The sequence below is a fragment of the Bradyrhizobium niftali genome, assembly GCF_004571025.1.
GTDB classification, from domain to species: Bacteria; Pseudomonadota; Alphaproteobacteria; order Rhizobiales; family Xanthobacteraceae; genus Bradyrhizobium; species Bradyrhizobium niftali.
This window is the reverse complement of sequence record NZ_SPQT01000020.1, coordinates 149940-175927: the sequence shown is the minus strand read 5'-3', so window position 1 is coordinate 175927 and position 25988 is coordinate 149940. Positions and strand designations below refer to the sequence as shown.

Here is a 25988-nt window from a genome sequence, read left to right as displayed (position 1 = left end):
TTCGGCAAGGCTCGCCACTGGCAGCCGCTCGACAGAATATAGAAGATCGCCTGCACGATCTCGCGCAGATTAACCTCCCGCGGCCGGCCCAATCGCCGTCGCGGCGGCATCTTCCGGGCGATCAACGCCCACTCTGCATCGGTCAGATCACTTGTGTAACGCAGTCCACTGCGCTGATACTTGATACGAGCGGCTTTGGTCCACGGCATGGTGTCCTCCCTCGAATCTTTGCAAATCCGAAGGAATCACAGGCCCGCTAAAGCCGCTCACCTTTTTCGGTCAGGCTCTCAGGATGAGGGGAGGGACTTGCGCGCCAGAAACCGCGTAATCGCCCCACCGAGCTTTGCGTTGTCCAGCGGCTGCGCCAGCGACGCGCGCGCCGTGGCGACGACATCCTCCGGCGCCTTGCCGTCGCGCAGTTCGCAGCACACTTGTGCAAACTCCACGTCGAACTCGGGATGCGGCTGTACGGTCAAGGTCGCGCCGTTGGCGTAGAGCAGGCCGGCATGCGGGGTGAACTCGGATGAGAGGATAGTCAGCGCTTCGTTCGGCGGCTCGATCACCTGGTCCTGATGCGAGGCGGCGATGGCGACCGCGTCGCCTTCGACGACGCCGTTCTCCGGCAGCACCTGATAGACATGCCGGCCGATGCCCCAGCCCTTCTCGGACTTGCGCACGGTGCCGCCGAGCGCCTGCGCAATCAGTTGATGGCCGAAGCAGACGCCGACCATCGGCGTCTTGCTGGCGTAGGCTTGACGGACAAAGTCCTCGAGCGGCGCGATCCAGTCGAGCCCGTCATAGACGCCGGCGGCCGCGCCGGTGATCAGCACGGCTTCGAGCTTGCCAGGATCGGGAAGCGCGTCACCGTTCGGGATGCTGACCACGTCGACCGAGGCTGTTGGATCCTCGGCGCGGACCATGCGCTCGAACATGTCGGGAAACGAGCCGTGGCGCTCGCGATATTTTTGCGGGACTTGTCCCGTCTCGATGATGGTGATGCGTGCCATGTGCCCCCCAAGGTAAAAGGTTGCGAAGCTCAGTCGCTATCTGCCCCATGTTGCTGGTGCGGCGCTGTGCTTTCCAGCAGCGCGCTCTCCTTCCGCACCTCGTTGAGAAAGGCCTTGGCGAGGCGTGACAGCGGCTCGGCTTCCGACCACAGCATGTAGGCGACCGCGTGGGTCGTCGGCGTGAACGGCCGGACGACGAGGCCATTGCCGCCGTTCTGCCGCGGCGAGAACGGATCGACTACCGCGGCACCTACGCCGGCGGCGGCGAGCACGCAGGCGGTGTTGCAGTAGCGCACCTCGACCGTCGGCTGGAACGGCGCGCCGGCGCGGGCAAAGCTGTCGCGTACGGCCTCGCCGAGCCGCGTGCCGCGCTCGAGCCCGATGAAAGGCAGGCCGGACAGATCCGCCGCCGAGATCGCGGGCCTGTCGGCGAGCGGATGCTGCGGCGGCAGCACGCACACCATCTCGCCGGTGTGCACCACCTCATGCGCGATGCCGGGATGATGCGTCAGCCCGAGCGCGAAGCCGAGCTCGGCAACACGGCTGAGCACGCCCTCGATGATGCCCTCGTAGCGCCGCACGTCGAAGAAGACGCGCGTTTCCGGGCGGCGGCGCAGGAAGCTGGATAGCGCGGACGGGATGATGCTGTAGGCAAGCGGCGGGGTTGCCACGATCGCAAGATGTCCGGACCGGTTCTCGCGCAGATCGCGCACGCGGTTCTCGAGTTTTGCGTGCAGCGCGAAGATCGCCTCGCTCTCCTTGTAGAGCGCCATCGCTTCCGCAGTCGGAAACAGCCGGTTGTTGACGCGCTCGAACAGCGCAAAGCCCGCCTGCGCCTCCATCGTCTTGAGCGCGTTGCTGACCGCGGGCTGCGACAGTGCCAGCTCGTCCGCCGCCGCGACCGTGGTGCGGTGGCGGATGACGGCGCGCAGGATCTCGAGCTGACGCAGGTTCATATCACTGCCAGTTATACTCCGGGCCAAAAGATCATAACAGAACGAATTGATTTTGCAGCCCCGCTTCCGCGTAATGGAAGCGGATTTGCACGTCGCATCAAAGGGTTCATTCGCCCATTGAGGCAGCATTGCGCACAGATTGGAGGCAATCTTGGTTCGTGTCCTTCGCGCCGCCGCCGCCCAGATGGGCCCGACGCAGAGAGCAGACTCGCGTGAGCACACGCTCGCGCGCATGCTTGCACTGCTGGAGGAGGCCGCCGGCCGCGGTGCCAGCCTCGTGGTCTTTCCGGAGCTTGCCTTCACCACTTTCTTTCCGCGCTGGCTGCTCGAAGGCCAGGCGCTCGACCATTATTTCGAGCGCGGCATGCCGAACCCGGCCGTGGCGAAGCTGTTCGACCGTGCGCGTGCGCTGCGCGTCGGCTTCTATGTCGGCTATGCCGAGCTGACGCCGGATGGCCGCCGCTACAATTGCGCCATCCTGGTCGATCGCGACGGCGAGATTCTCGGCCGCTATCGCAAGGTGCATCTGCCGGGCTCGGTCGAGCCGCGCCCGGGCGCGCGCTACCAGCAGCTGGAGAAGCGCTATTTCGAATATGGCGATCTCGGCTTTCCCGCCTTCCGCGCCGGATCGGCCTGGGCCCACGCCATCATGGGCATGATGATCTGCAACGATCGCCGCTGGCCGGAATCCTGGCGCGTGCTCGGCCTGCAAGGTGTCGAGCTCGTCTGCATCGGCTACAATTCGGCGGCCTACGATCCGAATGGTGGCACCACCGAAGACGGCGCCTTGCGCACCTTCCACTCGACACTGGTGACGCAGGCCAATGCCTACATGAACGCGACCTGGGCGATCTCGGTGGCGAAGGCGGGCGAGGAGGACGGCTCCGGGCTGATCGGCGGCTCCTGCATCGTCGATCCCAACGGCCGCATCGTCGCGCAGGCGCAGACGCTCGCGGACGAGGTGATCGTCGCCGACATCGATCTCGACCTCTGCCGCCAGGGCAAGGACAAGATGTTCAATTTCGCCGCCCACCGGCGGCCCGAGCAATACAGGGTGATCACCGAACGCGCCGGCGTCATCGAGCCGGCCGTTCTCGACGCGGACTGAACAGGTGGCACGGCGCTGGCAAGCGTCGTCAAAAGGGAAAGATCGGCAAAGGAAAAGATTGGAGCTGACATGACACGCCTCTCGCTATCTCTCGGCCTTGCCGCACTGGCCGCAGTCGCCTCCGCGCAAGCCGCCGAACTGCCGGCGGAGATCAAGCAGGCGGGCGCGTTGAAGCTCACGGTCAACTCGACCTACGCGCCGATGGAATATCGTGATCCCGCGACCAACGAGCTGGTCGGGCTCGATATCGATCTGGCCAACGAGCTCGCCAAGCGGCTCGGCGGCCTCAAGATCGTCTGGAGCGAGACGCCGTTCGCCGAGCTGATCCCGTCGCTCCAGACCAGGCGCGCCGATTTCATCATCTCCGGCATCTCGGACCGCGCCTCGCGGCGCGAGACCGCCGATTTCGTCGATTATCTCGCGACCGGCCCGCAGTTCTTCGTGATGGCGGAGAGCGAGGCGAAGGCCGCGACGGATCTCTGCGGCAAGAAGGTCGGCACCACGCGCAGCACGAGCTTCCCGGTCGAGATCGAGAAGTGGAGCAAGCAGAATTGCGAGACGGCCGGCAAGCCGGCGATCCAGTACGTGCCGGGCGAGAACTCGATCGACGTGCGCAACCAGCTCAAGCAGGGCCGCATCGACGCCGCCGTGCAGGGCAGCGAGACGCTGCCTTATGCGCAGACACAAGAGCCCGGCAAATACCGCATTGTCGGCGAGGCCTTCGCCAAGGGCTATCAAGGCATCATGATCCGCAAGGACGATTCGGCCCTGCGCGAGGTGGTGACCGAGAAGCTCACCGCAATGATCGCCGACGGCGCCTACAAGGCCATTCTCGACAAATGGGGCCTTGGCGCGAATGCGGTCGCCCAGCCCATGCTGAACGCGGCGCCGCAATGAAGCCGGCGCCGGCACTCGCGGGGGGTTTCCCTGATCTGTCGGGGATGCGGGTCGCGCGCGAGCCGCACTGGTTTCGCTGGTTCAGCGCCGCCCTGATCGTCCTCGTGCTGGCGGCGATTGCGCGCGCCTTTGCGAACGGTCAGATCGAGTGGTCCTATGTTAGCCGCTTCCTGACTGTGAAGGTCATCCTCGAAGGCATCGTCAACACCATGGTGATGGCGGCGCTGGCGATGGCGCTCGGCATCGTGCTCGGCATCGTCGTGGCGATCATGCGGCTGTCGCCCAATCCGGTGCTGAAGACGGTGGCCGCCGGCTACACCTGGCTGTTCCGCGGCACGCCGCTGATCCTGCAACTGCTGCTGTGGTTCAACCTCGCGCTGGTGTTTCCGACCATCGGCATTCCGGGGCTGTGGAGTGCGCGCGCCGTCGACGTCATGACCCCGTTTCTCGCCGCGCTGCTCGGGCTCGGCATCAATCAGGGCGCCTACACCTCCGAAGTGATGCGCGCCGGCATGCTGTCGGTCGATATCGGGCAATATGAGGCCGCGCAGGCGATCGGCATGGGACGGCTGCGCGCGCTGCGGCGGATCGTGCTGCCGCAGGCGATGCGCGTGGTGATCCCGCCGCTCGGCAACGAGTTCATCGGCATGGTGAAGGCGACCTCGCTCGCGAGCGTCATCCAGTATCCGGAATTGCTGCACAACGCCGAAAATATCTACTACGCCAATTCCCGCGTCATCGAGCTGCTGATCGTCGCCGGGCTCTGGTACCTGCTCGTGGTCTCGATCCTGACCCCGCTCCAGATGCTGCTCGAACGCCGTTTTGCACGCGGCACATTGCGGCTTGCGCGATGACAAAACCCCTCGTTGCGATCCGCTCCGTCAGCAAGAATTTTGGAGAGTTTCAGGCTCTCAAGAGCGTCTCGCTCGACGTCTGGCCCGGCGAGGTGATGTGCCTGATCGGCGCTTCCGGCTCGGGCAAGACAACGCTGCTTCGCTGCATCAACCAGCTCGCCGCGATCGACAGTGGCGGCATCTGGCTCGACGGCGAGCTCCTGGGCGTGCGCGAGCAGGGCGGACGGCTTCATCGCCTCGGCGAACGGGAGATCGGGCGGCAGCGGCTGAAGACCGGCATGGTGTTCCAGCGCTTCAATCTGTTTCCGCACAAGACCGCGCTGGAGAACATCACCGAAGGCCCGACGCAGGTTCAGGGACGCAAATCTGACGAGGTGCGTGCCGAGGCGCTCGAGCTGCTTCGTCGCGTCGGGCTTGCGGCCAAGGCCGATTCATATCCGGCGCAGCTCTCCGGCGGCCAGCAGCAGCGCGTCGCCATCGCGCGGGCGCTCGCCATGAAGCCGATGCTGATGCTGTTCGACGAGCCGACCAGCGCGCTCGATCCCGAGCTCGTCGGCGAGGTGCTTGCGGTGATGAAGGAGCTGGCGAAGAGCGGCATGACCATGATGGTGGTGACGCATGAGCTCGGCTTCGCGCGCGAGGTCGCCGACCGCGTCGTCTACATGGACCAGGGCGCGATCGTCGAGCAGGGGCGCGCCTCCGACGTGTTGGGTGCGCCGCGCGAGGAGCGTACCAAGGCATTTCTTTCGGCTGTGATCTGACATTGGGGGTGTGGTGATGAAGAGGCTTTTGGTTGCGGCGGCGTTCTTGGGTGCCATGAGCGCATCGGTGATGGCGATCGAGCTGCCGGCGGAGATCGTCAAGCGCGGCAGTCTCAAGGTGGCGCTGGTACCGAACTATCCGCCGATGGAGTTCCGCGATCCCGCCACCAACGCGCTGTCCGGATTCGACGTCGATCTCGGCGAGGCGATCGGCCGCAAGCTCGGCGTCAAGATCGAATGGACCGAGACCAGCTTTGCCGAATTCATGCCGTCGATTTCGACGGGGCGGGTGGATGCCATTCTGTCCGGCTTCACCGACTATGCGAGCCGGCACGAGATCGCGTCCTTCGTCGATTATCTGCGCAGTGGTCCAAAATTCTTCGTACAGCAGTCCCGTGCGTCCGAGTTCAAGGACATGGCTGCGCTATGCGGCAAGAAGGTCGGCGCCAGCCGCCGGACCATGTTTCCGGCCGAGATCGACAAGTGGAGCCAGAAGAACTGCGCCAGCAATCCGATCCAGTTCGTCGGTACGGATGGCTCGGCAGATGCGCGCACGCAGCTCAGGCAGGGCCGTATCGACGCCGCCGTGCAGGGCAACGAGACGCTGCCCTATCTGATGGACCTCGAGCCGGGCACCTATGCGCCGGTCGGCGATCCGTTCGCTACGCAGTTCACGGGCATCGCACTGCCGGTCAAGGAAAAGGCACTTCAGCAGGCCATTCTCGAGGCGGTCGATGCGCTGATCGCCGACGGCACGTATCGTACCCTGCTTGCCAAGTGGAAACTCAACGACAACGGACTAGAGAAGGCGACCATCAATGCTGGACAGTAAGGCACTCAAGAGCATTCCGCTCGTTCCGGCCAACACCGCGGATCCCGCGCCGGACTATCCCTGGCCGCAGCCGTACAAGTCGGCGATGTTCCTGTCGTTCGACGTGGACGCGGAGAGCGCCTGGACCAGCAAGGACGCCGTGCATGCGCAGCGGCTCATCACCATGAGCTATGGCGGCTACGAGGCCCGCGTCGGCACGCCGAAACTTCTGGAGCTGCTCGACCAGCTCGATCTCAAGGCGACCTTCTTCGTCACGGGCTGGTCGGTCGACGCGCATCCGGCGATGGCGGAGTCCATTCTCAAGGCCGGTCATGAGATCGGCCATCATGGCTATCACCATCTCTTGCCCGATCCCGGCGATCCCTGGATCGAGGAGGAGCTGGAGCGCGGCTTCGAGGCGCTGAAGCGCCGCCTCGGCGTCAAGCCGACCGGCTATCGCGCGCCTTACGGCGAGTTCACCGAGGAGCTGCGCGTCGCGCTGGTGCGGCACGGCATCGTCTACACCTCCTCGTTCCGCGACGACGTCAGGCCCTACCGCCATCGCCTCGCCGACGGCAAGCCGGGCACCATCGAGCTGCCGGTGACCGCGAGCTATGACGACTGGATGCACGGCCTGTCCGCGCGCTTCAGCCCGCGCTCGATCTTTCCCAAGGAGCACGTGCTCTCGCTGTGGAAGGACGAGCTGGACGAGGTGCGCGACTGGGGCGCGATGGTGACGACCGTGCTGCATCCGCAATGCAGCGGCCGTCCGATGCGGCTGCGCCTGCTGCGCGAATTCCTGACCTACGCGAAGTCCTGCCCGGACGTCTGGATCACGACCGGCGAGAAGATCGCGGCCAACTTCCTGCGCCACGAGGCCGGCAACCGTTGAGCCAAGCCATGACCCGCCGCCGCATCCTCGTCATCAACCCCAACTCCTCGGCGTCGGTGACGGCGGCGATCGACGACGCGGTCGCGCCGCTGCGCATCGCCGGCGGACCTGATATCGAGGTGGTCGGCCTTGCCGAGGGGCCGCCCGGCATCAGCTCGCAGCGCGATGCCGACAGCGTGGTCATGCCGCTGGTCAATCGCGTCGCGCGCGACCATGCGGATGCCTTCGTACTCGCCTGCTTCAGCGATCCCGGCCTGCATGCGGTGCGCGAGGCCGCCGGCGGCCGTCCGGTGTTGGGCATCGCCGAATGCGGCATCTTTCGCGCGCTGATGCTCGGCGAGCGTTTTGGAATCATCGCGCTGTCGCCGTCGAGCATCCGCCGCCAGCAGCGCATGGCGCGGGTGATGGGCGTCGACAGCCGCTATGCCGGAAGCTGGTCGGTCGGCGCGAGCGCGGCGGAGACGGCAGGCGCCGACATCCGCGGCCGGTTGATCGACGCCGGCCGCGCGCTGGTCACGCAGTGCCGCGCCGATGTCGTGGTGATGGGCTGCGCCGGCATGGCCTCGCATCGCGCGGCGATTGCCGACGCAATCGGTGTACCCGTGGTCGAGCCGGCGCAGCAGGCGGTTGCGGCTGCGATCGGCGCGGTCTTGTTGAATACGTAAGATCCGTCAGGAGCCTCTTGTAATGCCCATCTCCCGCCGCTCGCTCCTCAAGGCCGCCGCTGCCATGCCGGCGCTTTCGCTACCGGGCATCGTCCGTGCTGAATCCCAGAGCACGCTGCGCTTCATTCCCGTCATCGATCTCGCTTTTGTCGATCCTATCTATTCGACCGCGCAGGTGTCGCGAAACCATGGCTTCATGGTCTACGACACGCTCTACGGCATGAGCTCCTCGCTCCAGGTCTCGCCGCAGATGCTGTCGGGCCATGTCATCTCCAGTGACGGGCTGCAATGGGATCTCAGCTTGCGTGACGGCCTGTTCTGGCATGACGGCGAGCGCGTGCTCGCCCGCGACTGCGTTGCGAGCATCCGCCGCTGGGCGGCGCGCGACGGCTTTGGCGGCGAGCTGATGGAGGCGACCGCCGAGCTCTCGGCCGCCGACGACCGCACCATCCGCTTTCGTCTCAAGCGTTCGTTCCCGCTGTTGCCGCAGGCGCTCGGCAAAGCCGCGATCAATGCGTGCTTCATGATGCCGGAGCGGCTGGCGAGCCAGGATCCGTTCAAGCCGCTGACCGAAGTCATCGGCAGCGGCCCGTTCCGCTATCTCGCCGACGAGCGCGTGCAGGGCGCGCGCAATGCCTACGCCAAGTTCGAGCGCTACCAGCCGCGCACCGACGGCAAGCCGGATTGGACGGCGGGACCGAAGATCGTACATTACGACCGCGTGGTCTGGACCACGACGCCCGATGCCGGCACCGGCGTCGCTGCGCTCCAGACCGGCGAGCAGGACTGGCAGGAAACCACGCCGCACGACCTGTTGCCGGTGATCAAGGCGGCCGGCGACATCGACACGCGCATCCTCGATCCCAGAGGCTATGCCTGCATGCTGCGCCTCAATCATCTCCAGCCGCCGTTCGACAATCCCGCGATCCGCCGCGCGCTGCTGGGTGCGATCGACCAGTCCGCCTTCATGACCGCGGTCGCCGGCACCGATCCGGCCTTCCAGGTGTCGCCGATCGGCTACTTCGCGCCGGGGACGCCCATGGCCAGCGAGGTCGGTCTCGACGTGTTCCGCGGCCCGCGCGACTACGCCAAGGTGAAGGCGGATCTGAAGGCTGGCGGGTACAATGGCGAGAAGATCGTGCTGCTCGTCCCCACCAACTCGCTCGCGCAGAAGCCGCTCGGCGAGATCGCGGTCGACAGCTTGCGCAAGGCCGGCATGAACGTCGAATATGCCGGGCTCGATTTCGCCGTCGTGTTGCAGCGCCAGCTCAAGAAGGAGCCGATCGGGCAGGGTGGCTGGAGTGCTGCGGTCGGCAACTGGCAGGGCATCGACTGGCTCAATCCGGCCGGCAACACCAACATCCGCGGCGAGGGCAAGGTCGCCGGCTGGTATGCGAGCGAGAAGATGGGGGCGTTGCGCAGCCAGTGGCTGGCGGCCTCCGAACTTGCCGAGCAGCAGCGCATCTGCCGCCAGATCCAGGCGGTGGCATTCGAGGAAATCCCCTATATTCCGATCGGCCTGTACAAGCAGCCGACCGCCTATCGCAAGGCCATCACCGGCATTCTCGACGGCACCGCCGTCTTCTGGAACGTACGCCCCGCATGAGCACGATCGCAATCTTCGGCAGCTATCTGCTGTCACGGAAAGACGGCGCGCAGGACGTGCTGCGCGACCATTGGGTCCTGGTTGAAGGCAAAAGGATCGCCGCGGTCACGCGCGACAAGCCGAGCGCTGATCGAACTTACGATCGCCCCGGCCGCTTCGTGCTGCCGGGCCTGTTGAACCTGCACAACCACTGCTTCTCCGAAGCGGTGGCGCGCAGCCACAGCGAGGACGGCAACGGCCGCAAGAACAACCAGAGCATCGTTTACACGGTGCTGCTGCCGCTGACCAAGCGCGGCGCCGATATCCTGTCGGCGGAGGAGCGCATGGCAGTGGCCCGGCTCGGCATCCTCCAGCTGCTGAAGGGCGGCGCCACCACGGTGATGGAGCCGTTCCGCAATTCGATCCCCGAGATGTTCGACGCCGCGGAAGAGATGGGCATCCGCTTCTATGGCGCGCCATACCTCTTCTCCACCTCCGACGCCAAGGCGGGGCCGGACGGCGTCGTGCAATATTCCGGCGATGACGGCACCGCCGACATGGCGACCTGGGATGCGCTCTATCAACGCTGGAACAATCGTGGCGACGGCCGCATCAGCCTTGCGATGAGCCCGCACGCCACCGACACCTGCGGCCCCGATCTGCTCAAGGCCTGCGCGGCGCGGGCGCGCGAGCTCGGCGTTCCCATCACGACGCATATGGCGCAGAGCCGTGCCGAGGTCGAGACCATCGGCAAGCGCTATGGCGGCCGCACGCCGGCGCAATATCTGGACTGGCTTGGCCTGCTCGCGCCCGATCTCATGGCGGCGCATTGCATGTTCAGCACCGACGACGACCTCAAGCTGATGGCCGCGCGCGGCATGACCGTTCTGAATTGCCCGCGCGTGTTCGCGCGCGCCGGCGTCACCGCGGCGTTCAGCCGGTTCGCGGAGCACGGTGTGCGCACCGTGGTCGGCACCGACGGTTACAACATGGATCTGCTCGGCGAGCTCAATGCCGCCTCGCTGATCTCCAAGATCACGTCCCAGCGCGCCGATGTCGCCAATTCACCGGAGCTGATCGAGGCGAACACGGCCGTGGCCGCCGACGTCATCAAGCGGCCGGACCTCGGCCGGATCGAGCCGGGCGCGACCGCCGACCTCACCGTGGTCGATCTCACCCACCCGCATCTCCAGCCGCTGTTCGACCCGCGTCGCGCGCTGATCGCGCTCGCCAACCGCGCCAATATCGACCAAGTCATGGTCGACGGTCGCGTGCTGGTCGATGCCGCCCGCTATCTCGGCGCTGACGAGGCTGCGATTACGGCGGCAGGCACCGCCGCGATCGGCAAGATCTGGGACCTGCCGGAGGCGCAGGCCGCGTTCAACGGCTGAGCGCCATTCTAATCCTCAAACTCCGCGAGCGACTTGCGCATGGTCTCGACCAGATCCAGCGCCACCGGCGAGGGGCTGCGCTGCGCCGGAAAGACCGCGGAGAATTCGAAGTCGATGCGCGGCAGGAAGCGGCGCACGACGACGCCGCGGGTGGAAAATTCCTGCGCGGTGAAGGGATCGCAGATGGCGACGCCAAGGCCTGACGACACCATGCCGCACATGATCTCCGACAGCGTGGTCTCGACCCTGAGCACGCGGCGGACATCGTGGCGATGGAAAACCTGGTCGACCAGGTGCCGGCTCGACGACCCCGCAGACAGCGAGATGAACGTCTCGCCCTCGAAGTCGCGCGGCTCCAGCACTTCCTTCTCCGTGAGGCGGTGACCGGTCGGCAGCACCGCGACGCGCGCCGGCGCTGGCAGCCTTTGGCTCGGCAGGCCGGAATGCGCGATCGGCACCTCGGCAAAGCCGACGTCGCACTGATTGTTCAGCACCCAGTCGACCACGATCGGCGAGATCACGCCGAAGAAGGCAAGGTTGAGGTTCGGCCGCTCCTTCAGAAAGTGACCGGTAAGCCGTGGCAGATAGCCGTTCGACAGCGCTGGCAGTGCTGCAATTCGCAATGAGCCGGTGCGGCGGCCGCGGATTTCTTCCGCCGCTGCGGTGATGCGTTCGAGTCCGACGAAGGAGCGCTCCACTTCGGTATAGAGCGCCATCGCCGCGGCGGTCGGCACGAGGCCGGTGCCCCGCCGTTCGAACAACTCCATCTTCAACAGCGCCTGGAGGTCGCGCAGCAACCGGCTGACCGCCGGCTGCGTCACGGTCATCAGCGCCGCCGCCTCGGTCACGCTGCCGGTCAGCATCGTCGCGCGGAAGGCCTCCACCTGCCGCGAATTGATCCGTACCATCCAGGATTCCATTCATAACATTTGGGCATGCAGAGGGTGCCATTATTCATTGGACGATGGAAGCTCGGGTTTGCGATCTTTTTCATCAGGACTGGAGACAGCCCGCTTTTTCGGCAGATTGGAGGGGTTCAACCCTCCAGATCGCGCCAAAATCCGCCGAACAGGGGCCGGAGCCCTGATCGGGGAGGATTTGCGCGGAAGGAAATGCGGAAGGCGCTTCGGCCGGAGATTTGTCGGCACGTCACCTCATTCCGGTATGGAGATCGGACCACATGAAGACTCTTCGCCTTCTGACAGCGGTCAGCATCGCGGCGCTCGCCGCCGGCATTTCGGCCGCCTCGGCCCAGCAGAAAACGCTCTATGTCGCCGGTTACGGCGGCTCGTTCGAGAAGACCATCCGCGACGAGGTGATCCCGGCCTTCGAGAAGGAGAACGGCGTCAAGGTCGAATACGTCGCCGGCAACTCCACCGACACGCTGGCCAAGCTCCAGGCGCAGAAGGGCAACCAGCAGATCGACGTCGCCATCGTCGACGACGGCCCGATGTACCAGGCGATCCAGCTCGGCTTCTGCGGCAAGCTCGACGGCCTGCCGGCCGATCTCTACGACACCGCCCGCTTCAAGGACGATCGCGCCGTTGCGATCGGCATCGTCGCGACCGGCCTGATGTACAACACCAAGGTGTTTGCCGAGAAAGGCTGGGCGCCGCCGACCTCGTGGAATGACCTGAAGGACACGAAATACGCCAAGCAGCTGGTGATCCCGCCGATCAACAACACCTACGGCCTCGAAGCGCTGGTGATGCTGTCGAAGATGAACGGCGGCGGCGAGACCAACGTCGATTCCGGCTTCAAGATCTTCAAGGAGCAGATCAATCCGAACGTGCTCGCCTATGAGCCGTCGCCGGGCAAGATGACCGAGCTGTTCCAGTCCGGTCAGGCCGTGATCGCGGTGTGGGGCACCGGCCGCGTGCAGAGCTTCGCCAACACCGGCTTCCCCGTTGACTTCGTCTATCCGAAGGAAGGCGCGGCGACGCTGCTGACGACCGCCTGCCCGATCACCAAGCCGAACGCCTCGCCGCTCGCGTCCAGCTTCGTCAAGATGCTGCTCGATCCCAAGATCCAGCTCGTGATGCTCAAGGATTACGGCTATGGCCCGGTGCTGAAATCGCTGGTGATCCCGCCGGAGCTCGGCAAGATGGCGCCGATCGGCGAGCGCGCGGCGAAGCTCTATAATCCGGACTGGACGGTGATCAACGAGAAGCGTGAGGAGTGGACCAAGCGTTGGAATCGCGAGGTCGAACGCTGATCGTTCGCGGCGGAGACAGCGTCATGGCCTATCTCGAGCTCGATCGGGTCGCCAAGCAGTTCGGAGTGCAGACTGTGGTCGATGACTTCAGCCTGTCGGTGGGGAAGGGGGAGTTCATCTCCTTCCTCGGCCCGTCCGGCTGCGGCAAGACCACGACCCTGCAGATGATCGCGGGCTTCCTCGATCCCACGCGCGGCGCGATCCGGCTGGAGGGCAAGGACCTGACCGCGATCCATCCGGCCAAGCGCGGCCTCGGCATCGTGTTCCAGAGCTACGCGCTGTTTCCGCACATGACCGCGGCGGAGAACGTCGCCTTCGGCCTCGAGATGCGCAAGGTGCCGCGCGCTGAAAGGGCCGAGCGCGTCCGTGCCGCGCTCGCGATGGTCGGCCTTGCCGGCTACGAGGATCGTCATCCGCGCCGCATGTCCGGTGGCCAGCAACAGCGTGTGGCGCTGGCGCGTGCGCTGGTGATCAAGCCGAGCGTGCTGCTGCTCGATGAGCCGCTGTCGAACCTCGATGCAAAACTGCGCGAGGAGATGCAGATCGAGCTGCGCCAGATCCAGCGCACCATCGGCACCACCACGATCCTGGTCACGCACGACCAGAACGAGGCGATGTCGCTGTCCGACCGCATCGTGGTGATGAGCCAGGGCAAGATCGAGCAGATCGGCACGCCGCAGGAGACCTATGAGCGGCCGGCCTCGGCCTTCGTCTCGCAATTCCTCGGCAAGACCAACGACTTTGCGGCGACGATCGACCGGACCGCGACGCCCGCGCGCGTGGTGGCGGGCTCCTGGAGCGCGCCGGCGCCGGCGGGCCTCAGTGGCCCCGTCACCGTCAGCATTCGCCCTGAAAGAATCGGTTTTGGCGACGCCGGCCTTGGCGCAAAGATCGTCACGCGCATCTTCCAGGGCAATCACTGGCTGTTCCAGTGCGACAGCGAATGCGGCCCGGCGATCGTGATCCGCCAGAATGACGGCAAGGCGCAGCCGGCCGAAGGCGAGGCCGTTCGTCTCGCCTGGCGGCCTGAGGACATGAGCGTTCGCGGAGCCGCCGCATGAGCGCGGTCGCAGACACGGCTCCGCCGGGGGCCGCCGATGCGCGCATCGCACGCGCGCCATGGGTACTCTCCGCCCCTGCCTTGATGCTGTTCGTCGGCGTGCTGCTGATTCCGCTGGCGATGACCGTGATGCTGTCGTTCCACGATTGGGGTCAGTACAAGGGCATCGAGCCGGTCTTCATCCTCAAGAACTGGCACGAGATCGCGACCGATCCCTATTACGCCGAAATGTTCTGGCGGACGTTTCGCATCGCGATCCTGACGACGCTGCTCACCGCATTGTTGGGCGCGCCCGAGGCCTACATCCTCAACCGCATGAGCGGACGCTGGAAGAGCTTCTTCCTGCTCGTCATCCTCGGACCGCTGCTGATCTCGGTGGTGGCGCGCACGCTCGGCTGGGCGCTGCTGTTCGGCGGCAACAACGGGCTCGTCAACAAGCTCCTGATGTCGGCCGGGCTGATCCGTGCACCGATTCCCTTCATGTTCACCGAGACCGGTATGGTGATCGCGCTCGCGCATGTGATGATGCCGTTCATGGTGCTGTCGGTGTGGGCTGCGCTTCAGCGGCTCGATCCGCAGATCGAGAACGCCGCGATGTCGCTTGGCGCAGGTCCGATCACCACGATTCGCCGCATCATCATGCCGCAGATCATGCCGGGCGTGCTGTCGGGAGCGATCATCGTGTTCTCGCTCTCGGCCAGCGCCTTTGCGACGCCCGCGATCATCGGCGGCCGCCGGCTCAAGGTCGCGGCGACGCTGGCCTATGACGAGTTCCTGAACACGCTGAACTGGCCGCTCGGTGCGGCGGTCGCCACGCTGCTGCTGGTTGCGCTGGTCTTGATCGTGGTCGGCAGCAACGCCCTGATCGAGCGGCGCTATGCGGAGGTGTTCCGATGAGACGGAACGGCCCGCTGGCACTGATCTTCCACACCGTCTTCGTCATCGTCATGGTGGCGCCGATCCTGGTGGTCTGCCTCGTCGCCTTCACGCCGGAAGGCTTCCTGTCGCTGCCGACCAACGGCTTCTCGCTGCGCTGGTTCAGGACCATCGCGAACTATCCCGAATTCATCCACGCCTTCTGGGTCAGCCTCGGGCTCGGCGCGCTGTCGTCCTTGGTGGCGCTGTTGTTCGCGGTGCCCGCGGCGCTTGCGATCGCGCGCTATCGCTTCCGCGGCCGTGACGCGCTCGCAGCCCTCTTCCTGTCGCCGCTGATGATCCCGCATGTCGTGCTCGGCATCGCCTTCCTGCGTTTCTTTACCTCCGCGGGCCTCGGCGGCAGCTTTGCGGCGCTGATCATCGCGCATGTCATCATCGTGTTTCCGTTCGCGCTGCGGCTGACGCTGGCGGCCGCGACAGGCATGGACCTCTCGGTCGAGATGGCGGCGGTCTCGCTCGGCGCCGGTGGCTGGACGCTGTTCCGGCGCGTGACCTTGCCGCTGATCCTGCCCGGCGTCATCAGTGGCTGGGCGCTCGCCTTCATCCAGTCCTTCGACGATCTGACCATGACCGTCTTCCTCGCGGCGCCCGGTACCGAAACGTTGCCGGTGCGCATGTTCCTTTATATCCAGGACAACATCGATCCGCTGGTGACGTCGGTCTCGGCCTGCGTGATCGCGATCACCATGACCGCCCTCATTCTGCTCGACCGCTTCTACGGGCTCGACCGTGTGCTCGCCGGCAAGGGCGATACGGGACGATAGGAGAACTCATGTCAGGAGAATACGACGTCGCCGTCGTCGGCGGCGGGTTGCTCGGCTCCGCCATTGCCTGGGGCCTCGGCCGACTCGGCAAGAAGGTCGCCGTGCTCGACGAAGGCGACATCACCAAGCGCGCCTCACGCGCGAATTTCGCGCTGGTCTGGGTGCAGAGCAAGGGCCTGGGCATGCCGGCCTATACGGTGTGGACCGTGCAGGCGTCGCAGGCATGGGGCCGGCTTGCCTCCGAGCTGAAGCAACAGACCGGCCTCGATGTCTCGCTCCAGCAGAACGGCGGCTTTCACCTCACGCTCGGTGAGGATGAGTTCGGCCAGCGCGCCGAACTGGTCAAGCGCATGCACAACCAGGTCGGCGCCGCCGACTACAGGATGGAGATGCTGCCGGCGTCCGAAGTGAAGAAGGCGCTGCCGCTGATCGGGCCGGAAGTTTCCGGCGGCAGCTATTGCCCGCTCGACGGCCACGTCAATTCGCTGCGCACGTTCCGCGCCTTCCACACCGGCTTCAGGGCGTTCGGCATCGATTATCTTCCGGAGCAACCGGTTTCGGCGATCAGCAAGAGCGGCGGCGAATTCCGCCTGACCACGCCGAAGGGCGAGCTTCGTGCCGCCAAAATCGTGCTCGCCGCGGGCAATGCCAACCAGACGCTGGCGCCGATGGTCGGCCTCTACGCGCCGATGGGCCCGACCCGCGGCCAGATCGTGGTGACCGAGCGCACCATGCCGTTTCTGCCGCACCCGCTGACCACGATCCGCCAGACCGACGAGGGGACGGTGATGATCGGCGACAGCAAGGAGGACGAGCTGGACGATCGCGCGCTGAAGCATTCGATCAGCGCGGTGATGACCGACCGCGCGCAGCGCATGTTCCCGCATCTGTCGCGGCTCAACGTTATCAGAAGTTGGGCCGGCATCCGCGTCATGCCGCAGGACGGCTTTCCGATCTACGACCAGTCGGAGACCCATCCCGGCGCCTTCGTCGCCTGCTGCCATTCCGGCGTGACGCTCGCCTCCAACCACGCCTTCGAGATCGCGCGCATGGTGGCGCAGGGCGCGCTCGAGCTGGAGCTGGTCGGCGCGTTCTCGGCCAGCCGTTTTGGCGGCGCTGGCGCAGCCAACAATAGCGGCTACTAGAGATATCAAGGAGCCAAGAGGCATCCCATGTTTAGACGATCCGAACAGGACAAACGCCCGCAAGTGCAGATCTTCGTCGACGGCGTTGCCGTCGCGGCGCGTCAGGGCGATACCGTCTCCGCTGCGCTGCTGGCCTCCGGCCAGGATGCACGGCGTTCCACCGCGGTGAGCGGCGCGCCGCGTCTGCCTTACTGCATGATGGGCGTGTGCTTCGACTGCCTCGTCACCATCGACGGCGTCGGCAACCGTCAGGGCTGCCTCGTGCCCGTCGCCGAGGGCATGCAGATCGAGATCCAGAAGGGCAAGCGGGAGATCGGAAGATGACTGTGGCTCCCAAGCACGAAGATTACGATGTGGTGGTGATTGGCGCCGGACCCGCCGGCCTCGCCGCCGCTGCGATATCCGCCGAAGCCGGCCTGTCCACGCTGCTGCTCGACGAGAATATCGGCCCCGGCGGCCAGGTGTTTCGCGCAATCGCTTCGACGCCGGTGACTGAACGTAGTCAGCTCGGTGCCGACTACTGGGTCGGCGCCGATCTCGTGCAGTCGCTGCGTGCGAGCAATGCCGAAGTCATCCAGCGTGCCACGGTCTGGAGCCTCGATCGCAACCTCGACATCGCCATTTCCGTCGGCGGCGCCTCGGCCTTCGTCAAGGCAAAGCGCGTGATCCTGGCGACCGGCGCGCTGGAGCGGCCGTTCCCGATTCCGGGCTGGACGCTGCCGGGCGTGATGACCGCCGGCGCTGCGCAGACCATGCTGAAATCATCGGCGCTGGTGCCCGATGGTCGCACGGTGATCGCGGGGCAGGGGCCGCTGCTCTGGCTGCTCGCCGCGCAGATTTTGCGGCTTGGCGGCCGCATCGACCGCATCCTCGACACCACCGAGCGCGGCAATTATTTCGCCGCGCTCCCCCATGCCTTCGCCTTCCTGACCTCGCCCTATTTCGCCAAGGGCCTGTCGATGATGCGTGAGGTGAAGGCGAAGGTGCAGGTCGTCTCCGGCGTCACCGAGCTCTCCGCGTCGGGTGACGGCCAGCTTGCGAATGTGAGCTATGTCGCCGGCGGCAAGCGCGAGACGCTTCCCGCCGATCTCCTGCTGCTGCATCAGGGCGTCGTGCCCAACGTCAATCTGGCGATGGCGGCCGGCGTCGAGCATCGCTGGGACGAGCTGCAATTGTGCTGGTCGCCGGTGCTCGATGCGAACGGTTCATCGTCGGTCGCGGGCATCGCGATCGCCGGCGACGGCGCCGGTATCGGTGGTGCCAATGCCGCCGTGGTCCGTGGCCGCATCGCGGCGCGCGCGGCGGTGGAGGCGTTGGCGCCCGCGGCTGCTGCGAAGCTTCCGGCAATGGCGACTCTCCGCGCCGATCTCGCCAAGGCCCAACGCGGCCGCATTTTCCTCGACACGCTGTTCCGCCCGGCGCCGCAGTTCCGCATTCCCTCAGGCGACACCATCGTCTGTCGCTGCGAAGAGGTGACGGCAAAGGACGTTCTCGACTCCGTCGCGATCGGCGCGACCGGGCCGAACCAGCTCAAGGCCTATCGCCGCACCGGCATGGGCCCGTGCCAGGGCCGGCTCTGCGGCCTCACCGTCACCGAGCTGATGGCGCAGGCCCGCGGAAAGAGCCCGCAGGAGATCGGCTATTACCGGCTGCGTGCGCCGGTGAAGCCGATCACGCTCGCTGAGCTCGCCGCCGTCCCGAAGAGCGAAGACGACGTCAAGGCGGTGGTGCGCGGATGACTGAGAACGTGGATGCGATCGTCGTCGGCGGCGGCATCCACGGATGCTCGACCACGCTGCATCTGTGCCTTGCCGGCCTGAAGCCGGTGCTGATCGAAAAGGACTATGCTGGCCGGCATGCTTCCGGCGTCAATGCCGGCGGCGTGCGCCAGCTTGCGCGGCACGTCCCCGAAATCCCGCTCTCGATCCGTTCGATGGGAATCTGGGAGAAGATCGCCGATCTCCTCGACGATGATTGCAGTTTCGAGAGCCACGGCCAGGTGCTGGTCGCGGAAAACGAGGACGAGCTTGCGGTCTGCCGCGCGCGCGTCGCCGAGCTGAACGCGCTCGGCTTCACCCATGAGGAGCTGATCGACGCCACCGAATTGCGGCGGCTGGTGCCCGCGGTGGCCGACAGCTGTCCCGGCGGCGTGGTCTCGCGCCGCGACGGGGCGGCCAATCCTGCGCAAACGACGACCGCGTTCCGGCGCAAGGCCGAACAGCTCGGCGCGACCGTGCGCGAGGGCGTGGCGGCCAGCAACATCCGCTACAGCGACGGCCTCTGGTATGTCGATGTGGGCTCCGACACCTATGCCGCGCCGGTGCTGGTCAACGCTGCCGGCGCCTGGGCCGGGACAATCGCGGCTGCGCTCGGCGAGCCGGTGCCGGTCGAAACCGTGGCGCCGATGCTGATGATCACCTCGCGCGTGCCGCACTTCATCGATCCCGTCGTGATCCTGCGTGGCCGAAAGCTCTCCTTCAAGCAATTCAAGAACGGCACCGTGCTGATCGGCGGCGGGCATCTGGCAACGCCCTATCAGGACCGCAACGAGACGGTGCTGGACTGGAAGAGCCTTGCGATCAGCGCGCGCACCGTGTTCGAGCTGTTTCCGGTGATGCGCAGCGCGACGATCGTCCGTGCCTGGGCCGGCATCGAGGCCAAGATGAAGGACGACATCCCCGTGTTCGGGCCGAGTTCGCGGCACAAGGGCCTTTACCACCAGTTCGGCTTCTCGCTGCACGGTTTTCAGCTCGGCCCCGGTGCCGGCGCCGTGATGGCGGAGCTGATCGTCAACGGCGGCACCCAGACCCGCATCGGCGATCTCGGCATCGACCGCTTCCACCCTTCCACGCTCTAGCAACAAGAGGACATCATGAGCATCACCCGCAGCATCCGCACGCCCATCATGCACCGCGCCGTCGAGGCCAATGGCTTCGTCTTTCTCGGCGGCACCATTGCCGACGACACGTCGGTCTCGATGGGCGATCAGACCCGCAACATCCTCGGCAAGATCGCTGGCTATCTGAAGGAGGCCGGCACCGACAAGAGCCGCGTCGTCAGCGCCTCGATCTTCGTCACCGATCTCTCCAAGAAGAAGGAGATGGACGCGGCCTGGACCGAGTTCTTCGGCGACAACCTGCCGACCCGTGCCACCGTCGGCGTTGCCGATCTCGGCGGCAGCGCGCTGATCGAAGTCGTGGTCACCGCGCTCAAGGGCTGACGGCACCTGCCGATGGGGGACGTCAGCGCGCGACGCGCTGTCGTCCCCTCGGCTTGATCTTGCGCCTCTGCCGGACTAGTTAGAGGCATCTCAATCAGGAACTTCACAGCCATGGATTTTACCCCGACCGCAACGCCGATCCGCCTTGCTCACGGGGAATTCCATGCCTGCTTCCATCATCCTGTCGAACCTGTCGCTGTCCACGCCTGACGGCCGTTCTCTTTTTTCCAATCTCGATCTGACATTCGCGGCTGAGCGAGCCGGTCTCGTCGGCCGCAACGGCGTCGGGAAAACCACGCTGCTGGCGTCGATCTGCCGGGAACATGTTCCCCAGTCCGGGCGCATTCTGACCAACGGGACCATCGGCCTGCTGCGCCAGGACGTTCAGCTGCTCGCGGGTGCCACCGTGGCCGATCTGTTCGGCGTGCGGGAAGCGCTGGCGCTGCTTCGCCGTGCGGAGCGGGGCGATGCCTCCGCCGACGACATCGCCGCGATCGACTGGACCCTCGAAGCGCGGCTCGCGTCCGCGCTGGCGCGCGTCGGGTTCGATCTTGCGCCCGATACGGATCTGTCCTGCCTGTCCGGCGGCCAGACGACGCGGGTTCGTCTTGCCGCACTGGTGTTCGCCGAGCCCGACTTCCTGCTGCTGGATGAGCCCACCAACAATCTCGACCAGGACGGACGCAAGGCCGTGATCGACCTCCTCGCCGCCTGGCGCGGCGGCGCGATCATCGTCAGCCACGATCGGGGCCTGCTCGAAACGGTGGACGCGATCGTCGAGTTGACGTCGCTCGGAGCAACGCGATACGGCGGCAATTGGAGCCGGTACCGCGAGCAGAAGGCCGTCGAGTTCGCAGCCGTCCGGCACGACCTTGCGCATGCCGAGAGGCGGCTGTCCGAGATCGACGGCAAGGCGCAGGACGCCGTGGAGAGGAAGGCGCGCAAGGACAGCGGCGGCAGGAAGAAGCGTGCCAAGGGCGACATGCCGCGCATCCTGGCCGGCGCGCGCAAGGATCGCAGCGAGGGCACCGGCGGAAAGACCGCGCAAGTCGCCGAGCGGCGGCGCGCGGAGGCGCTCGAAGCCGTCGACACGGCGCGCCGGCGCATCGAGATTCTCCAGCCGCTGTCCGTGAAATTGCCGCCGACAAACCTGCCGGCGGGCAGGGAGGTGGTTTGGCTCGATCGGGTCAGCGCCGGCTATCATCCGGAGCGCGCGATCCTGCGGGGTCTGTCGTTCACGATCGTCGGGCCGGAGCGTGTTGCGGTGGTCGGACCAAATGGTTCGGGCAAGACGACGCTGCTGAAACTCATTGCCGGCGAGATCTGCCCCCTTGTGGGGACCGTGAGGGTCAGGCCCGACTTCGCGCTGTTCGACCAGAAGGTCAGCCTGCTCGATCCCGCGATCTCGATCCTGGACAATTTCAGGCGTCGTAATCCAAAGGCAGGCACGAATGAGTGCCATGCCGCTCTCGCGCGCTTCATGTTTCGCGCCGACGCTGCCTTGCAGATCGTCGGGAGCCTGAGCGGCGGGCAGCTGCTTCGTGCCGGCCTTGCTTGCGTGTTCGGCGGGACGACGCCGCCCTCACTGCTGATCCTGGACGAGCCGACCAACCATCTGGACATCGCGTCCATCGAAGCCGTCGAAGCAGGCTTGCGGGCCTATGACGGCGCGTTGCTCGTCGTCAGTCATGACGAGACGTTCTTGCAGGCGATAGGGATTACGCGGCGGCTCGATCTTGGCGGTGACCTTGCGGGCTGAGGCCGACCGCTCGGGCCTGCGGAATGATAATGCCGGTCCCGGCCACCGGCGGCGTACCATCCTGGCGCGTCGCCCCTCGCAGTGATTATCAAAAGCCCGACGCCCTGCCCCCAGCGCGTCGGGCGGAAACATTGATTATCAATCGGTGATCCCAACGCCATTGTTGTGGCGCGTATCTCACCAATTATCCACTCCGGGAAACTACCGCGTCGGAACCGGGTTGCTCCTGCCGTCGATCGGTGTCGCTTACCCGCCGCCACCCGGTTCCAGCGCCTCGCCGATCTCCAGCGGATGGGCCATGGTCTCGTGCAGCGCGTCGCGGTCGAGCTCGCCTTCGGAGATGCTGATGACGACGCAGGCGACGCCGTTGCCGATCAGATTGGTCAGCGCGCGGCACTCGCTCATGAACTTGTCGATGCCGACCAGGATCGCGATCGACTGGATCGGGATGTCAGGCACGATCGAGAGTGTCGCGGCGAGCGTGATGAAACCGGCGCCGGTCACGCCCGAGGCGCCCTTCGAGGTGATCATGGCGATGCCGAGGATGCCGAGCTCCTGCCAGATCGTCAGATGCGTGTTGGTCGCCTGCGCCAGAAACAGCGTCGCCAGCGTCATGTAGATGTTGGTGCCGTCGAGGTTGAAGCTGTAGCCGGTCGGGATGACGAGGCCGACCACCGAGCGGGAGGCGCCGAGATGCTCCATCTTCTGGATCATCTGCGGCAGCACGGTCTCCGACGACGACGTGCCGAGCACGATCAGCAGCTCGTCCTTGATGTAGGCGATGAAACGCAGGATCGAGAAGCCGGCGAGCCGTGCGATCGCGCCCAGCACGATCAGCACGAACAGGATGCTGGTGAGGTAGAACGTGCCGATCAGGGCGGCGAGGTTGAGCAGCGAGCCGAGGCCATAGGCGCCGACGGTGAAGGCCATCGCGCCGAACGCGCCGATGGGCGCGACGCGCACGATGATGCGGATGATGCCGAAGAACATCTTCGCGGCCTTGTCGACCGCCTCCGCGATCGGCTCGCCGGCCTTGCCGAGGAAGGCGATGGCGAAGCCCGAGAGGATCGAGATGAGCAGCACCTGCAACAGGTCGCCGCGCGCAATCGCGCCGAGATAGCTGTCGGGGATGATCGCCATCAGATGGGCGACGATGCCTTCCTCCTTGGCCTTGGTAACGTAGGTCGCGACCGATTTCGGATCGATCGTGGCGGGATCGATGTTGAAGCCGTGTCCGGGCTGGAGCACCTCGCCGACCAGGAGGCCGACCGCGAGCGCGACGGTCGAGACCGTCTCGAAATAGATCAGCGACTTCAGCCCGACCCGGCCGACGCGCTTGAGATCGCCCATCGAGGAGATGCCGTGCACCACGGTGCAGAAGATCACCGGTGCGATCATCATCTTGATCAGTGCGATGAAGCCGTCGCCGAGCGGCTTCAGTTCCTTGCCGAAATCGGGATAGAAATAGCCGATGAGTACCCCGAGCGCGATCGCGATCAGAACCTGGATGTAGAGAATCTTGTACCAGGGCTGGTGCCGGCGACGGACGGCTGGCTGGATCGCGATCTGTGTCATAATGTAGACCCCGGAACGTACTGATCTCGCATGATTTGCATCATGTGATGGCCGCCGCGGAAGCAACAATCACATTTTTGTCGGATCGCACGAAGATCGATCGCTGCACCGCAATTGGGGGGAACATGTCGACTGCAACAGGCTCCGACGGGCAGGCGCAAGGCCGTTCACAAGGCTATTTTCCGCGCTGGACGTTGAAGACCTCCGGCGTGATCATGCCCGAAGAGCGGTTGCCCCTGGGCCAGACGATCGTCGCGGGTCTGCAGCACGGCGTCGCGATGTCGGGCGGCACGATCATCGCGCCGCTCTTGATGGGGTTCGATCCCAATGTTGCGCTGCTGTTCTCCGGCATCGGCACGCTGATCTTCTTCGTGGTCGTGGCGGGGCGCGTGCCGAGCTATCTCGGCTCGAGCTTCGCCTTCATAGCCGTCGTCATCGCCGCCACCGGCTATGCCGGGCATGGTCCGAATCCGAATCTTTCGGTTGCGCTCGGCGGCATCGTCGGGGTCGGCGTGCTCTACGGCGTGATCGCGCTGGTCGTGATGTGGTCGGGAGTCGGCTGGCTCGAGCGCCTGATGCCGCCCGTCGTCACCGGCGCCGTGGTCGCGGCCATCGGCCTCAATCTCGCGCCGGTCGCCGTCAAGTCGGTGAGTGCTGGTACGTTCGACACCTGGATCGGGCTCGTGACCGTCCTCGTCATCGGTGTGATCGGCGTTGCGGCGCCGGGGATGTGGCGCCGGCTGCCGATCATCCTCGGGGCGATCGGCGGATATCTGTTGTACTGGCTGGTTGCCAACGGCTTCGGTCTCGGCAAGCCGATCGACTTCACCCGGCTCGCGGCCGCGCCGTGGATCGGGTTGCCGGGTTTCACCACGCCGACTTTCCAGGCCGATGCGATCGTCCTGATTGCGCCGGTCGCGCTCATCCTCGTCGCCGAGAATCTCGGACACATCAAGGCCATCGGCGCGATGACGGGGCGGAGCCTCGACGGCTTTCTCGGCCGCGCCTTCCTTGGTGACAGCCTTGCCACGATCGCTTCAGCCTGCGGCGGGGGCACCGGCGTCACCACCTATGCCGAGAATATCGGCGTCATGGCGGCGACGAAGGTCTATTCGACGCTGCTGTTCGCCGTCGCCGCCCTGGTGTCGATCCTGCTCGGCTTCTCGCCGAAATTCGGCGCGCTCATCCTGTCGATCCCGGGTCCCGTCATCGGCGGTCTTTCGATCGTGCTGTTCGGGTTGATCGCCGCGATGGCTGGGCGGATCTGGGTCGAGAACAAGGTCGACTTCGCCAATCCTGCGAACTTGATCACCGTGGCCGTGGCGCTGACCGCGGGCGCTGGCGACCTCACGCTCAAATTCGGCGCGTTCACGATCGGCGGGATCGGAACCGCGACCTTCGGCGCCATCATCCTCTATCAGATCCTCACCTCTTCCCTTGCGCAACACGCGGAATGAATCCCAGGGCTGCGCTGGTGGGATGGAACAAAACGTCGCCTCCGTCGATGATGAGGCACTCCGGAGAAAGCTCATGCCACAGACCGACCGCTCGATCCCGTTTCCCTCGCGCCTCGTTGGCCAATACGCGCTGGTGACCGGCGCCTCGCAAGGCATCGGCCGTGCCGTCGCCATCCGCCTCGCCCAGGAAGGCGCGACCGTCGCCATCAACTATTTCGATCACCCTCAGAAGGCCGAAGAGACGCTCGCGCTCGCGCGGACGGCATCGGCCGATCGCGGCCACGGCAGGCTCGATCATGTCGTCGTCAAGGCTGACGTCGGCAACGAGCAGGACATCGCCGCGATGTTCGAGACCATCCTGGCGCGCTGGACGCGCCTCGACTGTCTCATCAACAATGCCGGCTTCCAGCGGGAATCGCCGAGCGATGCGCTCGACGTGGAAACCTATCGCCGCATCATCGACGTCAATCTCAATGGCGCCGTGCTCTGCGCGCAGAAGGCGCTGGCGCATTTCGTCGCGCGCGGCGGAGGCGGCAGCATCATCAATTGCTCCAGCGTCCACCAGATCATTCCGAAGCCCTTCTATCTCGCTTATTCGATCAGCAAGGGCGGCATCGCCAACCTGACGCGCACGCTCGCGCTCGAATTTGCCGGCCAAGGCATTCGTGTCAATGCGGTCGGTCCCGGCGCGATCGACACGCCGATCAACGCGGCCTGGACCGGTGATCCGGAAAAGCGCGGCGTCGTCACCAGCCACATTCCGCTCGGGCGCGTCGGAACGCCGGAGGAGATCGCGGCCGTGTTCGCCTTCCTCGCCTCTGATGATGCGAGCTACATCACCGGGCAGACGATCTATGCCTGCGGTGGCCTGACGCTGTTCCCGGAATTCCGCGAGAACTGGGCAAGCTAGAAACGTAGGTTCACGGGCGA

At 65.7% G+C, this 25988-nt stretch carries 26 protein-coding genes; 21 read left to right on the top strand and 5 right to left on the bottom strand.

The genetic code is table 11. The features are described 5' to 3' along the window. From E4K65_RS30010 to E4K65_RS30000, 3 genes are all read right to left on the bottom strand, one after another. Window positions 1–209 (bottom strand): transposase (locus E4K65_RS30010; protein ID WP_135177066.1); only part of this gene is annotated, 209 nt, incomplete at its 3' end. A 78-nt stretch (window positions 210–287) separates the two neighbouring features. After that, window positions 288–1007, bottom strand: a complete 720-nt coding sequence (locus E4K65_RS30005) for a type 1 glutamine amidotransferase (RefSeq protein WP_135177198.1) — start codon at window positions 1005–1007, stop codon at window positions 288–290. Between the two features lie 29 nt (window positions 1008–1036). Beyond that, window positions 1037–1963 carry a LysR family transcriptional regulator gene (locus E4K65_RS30000; RefSeq protein WP_135177197.1) on the bottom strand — a complete coding sequence of 309 codons (927 nt, stop codon included), beginning with the start codon at window positions 1961–1963 and terminating at the stop codon, window positions 1037–1039. 151 nt (window positions 1964–2114) lie between these two features. Here E4K65_RS30000 and E4K65_RS29995 point away from each other — a divergent pair, with 151 nt between their 5' ends. From E4K65_RS29995 to E4K65_RS29955, 9 genes are all read left to right on the top strand, one after another. Next, a complete protein-coding gene (locus E4K65_RS29995; protein WP_135177196.1) occupies window positions 2115–3071 on the top strand; it encodes an N-carbamoyl-D-amino-acid hydrolase in 957 nt (318 codons plus the stop codon). A gap of 69 nt (window positions 3072–3140) precedes the next feature. Beyond that, window positions 3141–3968, top strand: a complete 828-nt coding sequence (locus E4K65_RS29990) for an ABC transporter substrate-binding protein (RefSeq protein WP_135177195.1) — start codon at window positions 3141–3143, stop codon at window positions 3966–3968. Beyond that, on the top strand, window positions 3965–4822 hold the full coding sequence (locus tag E4K65_RS29985) for an amino acid ABC transporter permease (protein WP_167771262.1): 858 nt from the start codon (window positions 3965–3967) through the stop codon (window positions 4820–4822). Before E4K65_RS29990 ends, E4K65_RS29985 begins: the two co-directional genes overlap by 4 nt. Further along, window positions 4819–5583 carry an amino acid ABC transporter ATP-binding protein gene (locus tag E4K65_RS29980; RefSeq protein ID WP_135177193.1) on the top strand — a complete coding sequence of 255 codons (765 nt, stop codon included), beginning with the start codon at window positions 4819–4821 and terminating at the stop codon, window positions 5581–5583. The genes E4K65_RS29985 and E4K65_RS29980 overlap by 4 nt, the downstream gene beginning before the upstream one ends. A gap of 16 nt (window positions 5584–5599) precedes the next feature. Then, window positions 5600–6415 (top strand): ABC transporter substrate-binding protein, encoded by an 816-nt coding sequence (locus tag E4K65_RS29975; protein WP_167771261.1) that lies wholly within the window; start codon window positions 5600–5602, stop codon window positions 6413–6415. Beyond that, window positions 6402–7286: a polysaccharide deacetylase family protein gene (locus E4K65_RS29970; RefSeq protein ID WP_135177191.1), complete on the top strand. Its 885-nt coding sequence runs from the start codon at window positions 6402–6404 to the stop codon at window positions 7284–7286. Before E4K65_RS29975 ends, E4K65_RS29970 begins: the two co-directional genes overlap by 14 nt. 8 nt (window positions 7287–7294) lie before the next feature. Next, a complete protein-coding gene (locus E4K65_RS29965; RefSeq protein WP_135177190.1) occupies window positions 7295–7951 on the top strand; it encodes an aspartate/glutamate racemase family protein in 657 nt (218 codons plus the stop codon). A gap of 22 nt (window positions 7952–7973) precedes the next feature. Continuing rightward, window positions 7974–9557 (top strand): ABC transporter substrate-binding protein, encoded by a 1584-nt coding sequence (locus E4K65_RS29960; protein ID WP_135177189.1) that lies wholly within the window; start codon window positions 7974–7976, stop codon window positions 9555–9557. Further along, the gene (locus E4K65_RS29955; protein ID WP_135177188.1) at window positions 9554–10927 is read left to right on the top strand and encodes an amidohydrolase family protein; all 1374 of its coding nucleotides are present in this window, start codon (window positions 9554–9556) and stop codon (window positions 10925–10927) included. The genes E4K65_RS29960 and E4K65_RS29955 overlap by 4 nt, the downstream gene beginning before the upstream one ends. A gap of 8 nt (window positions 10928–10935) precedes the next feature. Here the strand turns inward: E4K65_RS29955 and E4K65_RS29950 are convergent, their stop codons facing one another. Beyond that, window positions 10936–11835: a LysR substrate-binding domain-containing protein gene (locus E4K65_RS29950; protein WP_135177187.1), complete on the bottom strand. Its 900-nt coding sequence runs from the start codon at window positions 11833–11835 to the stop codon at window positions 10936–10938. A 272-nt stretch (window positions 11836–12107) separates the two neighbouring features. Here E4K65_RS29950 and E4K65_RS29945 point away from each other — a divergent pair, with 272 nt between their 5' ends. The 10 genes from E4K65_RS29945 to E4K65_RS29900 all read left to right on the top strand — a co-directional run bounded on the left by E4K65_RS29945 (window position 12108) and on the right by E4K65_RS29900 (window position 22026). After that, window positions 12108–13142 (top strand): ABC transporter substrate-binding protein, encoded by a 1035-nt coding sequence (locus tag E4K65_RS29945; RefSeq protein ID WP_135177186.1) that lies wholly within the window; start codon window positions 12108–12110, stop codon window positions 13140–13142. Window positions 13143–13165: 23 nt separating this feature from the next. Then, window positions 13166–14203, top strand: a complete 1038-nt coding sequence (locus tag E4K65_RS29940) for an ABC transporter ATP-binding protein (protein WP_167771260.1) — start codon at window positions 13166–13168, stop codon at window positions 14201–14203. Then, entirely contained in the window at window positions 14200–15099 is a 900-nt protein-coding gene (locus tag E4K65_RS29935; RefSeq protein WP_011089930.1) for an ABC transporter permease, read from the top strand. Before E4K65_RS29940 ends, E4K65_RS29935 begins: the two co-directional genes overlap by 4 nt. Further along, complete coding sequence (locus tag E4K65_RS29930; RefSeq protein WP_011089929.1) at window positions 15096–15902, top strand: ABC transporter permease; 807 nt, start codon at window positions 15096–15098, stop codon at window positions 15900–15902. Before E4K65_RS29935 ends, E4K65_RS29930 begins: the two co-directional genes overlap by 4 nt. Window positions 15903–15910: 8 nt before the next feature. Continuing rightward, window positions 15911–17047 (top strand): NAD(P)/FAD-dependent oxidoreductase, encoded by a 1137-nt coding sequence (locus E4K65_RS29925; RefSeq protein WP_135177184.1) that lies wholly within the window; start codon window positions 15911–15913, stop codon window positions 17045–17047. A 27-nt stretch (window positions 17048–17074) separates the two neighbouring features. Then, window positions 17075–17371 carry a (2Fe-2S)-binding protein gene (locus E4K65_RS29920; RefSeq protein WP_018641635.1) on the top strand — a complete coding sequence of 99 codons (297 nt, stop codon included), beginning with the start codon at window positions 17075–17077 and terminating at the stop codon, window positions 17369–17371. Next, on the top strand, window positions 17368–18786 hold the full coding sequence (locus E4K65_RS29915) for an FAD/NAD(P)-dependent oxidoreductase (protein WP_135177183.1): 1419 nt from the start codon (window positions 17368–17370) through the stop codon (window positions 18784–18786). Before E4K65_RS29920 ends, E4K65_RS29915 begins: the two co-directional genes overlap by 4 nt. Next, the gene (locus tag E4K65_RS29910; RefSeq protein WP_135177182.1) at window positions 18783–19904 is read left to right on the top strand and encodes an NAD(P)/FAD-dependent oxidoreductase; all 1122 of its coding nucleotides are present in this window, start codon (window positions 18783–18785) and stop codon (window positions 19902–19904) included. Before E4K65_RS29915 ends, E4K65_RS29910 begins: the two co-directional genes overlap by 4 nt. A gap of 15 nt (window positions 19905–19919) precedes the next feature. After that, on the top strand, window positions 19920–20267 hold the full coding sequence (locus E4K65_RS29905) for a RidA family protein (RefSeq protein WP_027545617.1): 348 nt from the start codon (window positions 19920–19922) through the stop codon (window positions 20265–20267). 163 nt (window positions 20268–20430) lie between these two features. Further along, window positions 20431–22026 carry an ABC-F family ATP-binding cassette domain-containing protein gene (locus E4K65_RS29900; protein ID WP_135177181.1) on the top strand — a complete coding sequence of 532 codons (1596 nt, stop codon included), beginning with the start codon at window positions 20431–20433 and terminating at the stop codon, window positions 22024–22026. Between the two features lie 246 nt (window positions 22027–22272). Here E4K65_RS29900 and E4K65_RS29895 read toward each other — a convergent pair whose 3' ends face one another. Continuing rightward, window positions 22273–23601, bottom strand: coding sequence for a dicarboxylate/amino acid:cation symporter (locus E4K65_RS29895; protein ID WP_135177180.1), 1329 nt, complete (start codon window positions 23599–23601; stop codon window positions 22273–22275). A gap of 125 nt (window positions 23602–23726) precedes the next feature. Here E4K65_RS29895 and E4K65_RS29890 point away from each other — a divergent pair, with 125 nt between their 5' ends. Next, entirely contained in the window at window positions 23727–25058 is a 1332-nt protein-coding gene (locus E4K65_RS29890) for a solute carrier family 23 protein (protein WP_135177179.1), read from the top strand. Between the two features lie 73 nt (window positions 25059–25131). Next, on the top strand, window positions 25132–25968 hold the full coding sequence (locus tag E4K65_RS29885; protein ID WP_135177178.1) for an SDR family oxidoreductase: 837 nt from the start codon (window positions 25132–25134) through the stop codon (window positions 25966–25968). Window positions 25969–25988: the final 20 nt, after the last annotated feature.

Coding starts and splice junctions, on each gene's coding strand:
- E4K65_RS30005 (WP_135177198.1), bottom strand. CDS start 1,007: ATGGCACGCATCACCATCATCGAGACGGGACAAGTCCCGCAAAAATAT.
- E4K65_RS30000 (WP_135177197.1), bottom strand. CDS start 1,963: ATGAACCTGCGTCAGCTCGAGATCCTGCGCGCCGTCATCCGCCACCGC.
- E4K65_RS29990 (WP_135177195.1), top strand. CDS start 3,141: ATGACACGCCTCTCGCTATCTCTCGGCCTTGCCGCACTGGCCGCAGTC.
- E4K65_RS29985 (WP_167771262.1), top strand. CDS start 3,965: ATGAAGCCGGCGCCGGCACTCGCGGGGGGTTTCCCTGATCTGTCGGGG.
- E4K65_RS29980 (WP_135177193.1), top strand. CDS start 4,819: ATGACAAAACCCCTCGTTGCGATCCGCTCCGTCAGCAAGAATTTTGGA.
- E4K65_RS29975 (WP_167771261.1), top strand. CDS start 5,600: ATGAAGAGGCTTTTGGTTGCGGCGGCGTTCTTGGGTGCCATGAGCGCA.
- E4K65_RS29970 (WP_135177191.1), top strand. CDS start 6,402: ATGCTGGACAGTAAGGCACTCAAGAGCATTCCGCTCGTTCCGGCCAAC.
- E4K65_RS29965 (WP_135177190.1), top strand. CDS start 7,295: ATGACCCGCCGCCGCATCCTCGTCATCAACCCCAACTCCTCGGCGTCG.
- E4K65_RS29960 (WP_135177189.1), top strand. CDS start 7,974: ATGCCCATCTCCCGCCGCTCGCTCCTCAAGGCCGCCGCTGCCATGCCG.
- E4K65_RS29955 (WP_135177188.1), top strand. CDS start 9,554: ATGAGCACGATCGCAATCTTCGGCAGCTATCTGCTGTCACGGAAAGAC.
- E4K65_RS29950 (WP_135177187.1), bottom strand. CDS start 11,835: ATGGTACGGATCAATTCGCGGCAGGTGGAGGCCTTCCGCGCGACGATG.
- E4K65_RS29945 (WP_135177186.1), top strand. CDS start 12,108: ATGAAGACTCTTCGCCTTCTGACAGCGGTCAGCATCGCGGCGCTCGCC.
- E4K65_RS29940 (WP_167771260.1), top strand. CDS start 13,166: ATGGCCTATCTCGAGCTCGATCGGGTCGCCAAGCAGTTCGGAGTGCAG.
- E4K65_RS29935 (WP_011089930.1), top strand. CDS start 14,200: ATGAGCGCGGTCGCAGACACGGCTCCGCCGGGGGCCGCCGATGCGCGC.
- E4K65_RS29930 (WP_011089929.1), top strand. CDS start 15,096: ATGAGACGGAACGGCCCGCTGGCACTGATCTTCCACACCGTCTTCGTC.
- E4K65_RS29925 (WP_135177184.1), top strand. CDS start 15,911: ATGTCAGGAGAATACGACGTCGCCGTCGTCGGCGGCGGGTTGCTCGGC.
- E4K65_RS29920 (WP_018641635.1), top strand. CDS start 17,075: ATGTTTAGACGATCCGAACAGGACAAACGCCCGCAAGTGCAGATCTTC.
- E4K65_RS29915 (WP_135177183.1), top strand. CDS start 17,368: ATGACTGTGGCTCCCAAGCACGAAGATTACGATGTGGTGGTGATTGGC.
- E4K65_RS29910 (WP_135177182.1), top strand. CDS start 18,783: ATGACTGAGAACGTGGATGCGATCGTCGTCGGCGGCGGCATCCACGGA.
- E4K65_RS29905 (WP_027545617.1), top strand. CDS start 19,920: ATGAGCATCACCCGCAGCATCCGCACGCCCATCATGCACCGCGCCGTC.
- E4K65_RS29900 (WP_135177181.1), top strand. CDS start 20,431: ATGCCTGCTTCCATCATCCTGTCGAACCTGTCGCTGTCCACGCCTGAC.
- E4K65_RS29895 (WP_135177180.1), bottom strand. CDS start 23,601: ATGACACAGATCGCGATCCAGCCAGCCGTCCGTCGCCGGCACCAGCCC.
- E4K65_RS29890 (WP_135177179.1), top strand. CDS start 23,727: ATGTCGACTGCAACAGGCTCCGACGGGCAGGCGCAAGGCCGTTCACAA.
- E4K65_RS29885 (WP_135177178.1), top strand. CDS start 25,132: ATGCCACAGACCGACCGCTCGATCCCGTTTCCCTCGCGCCTCGTTGGC.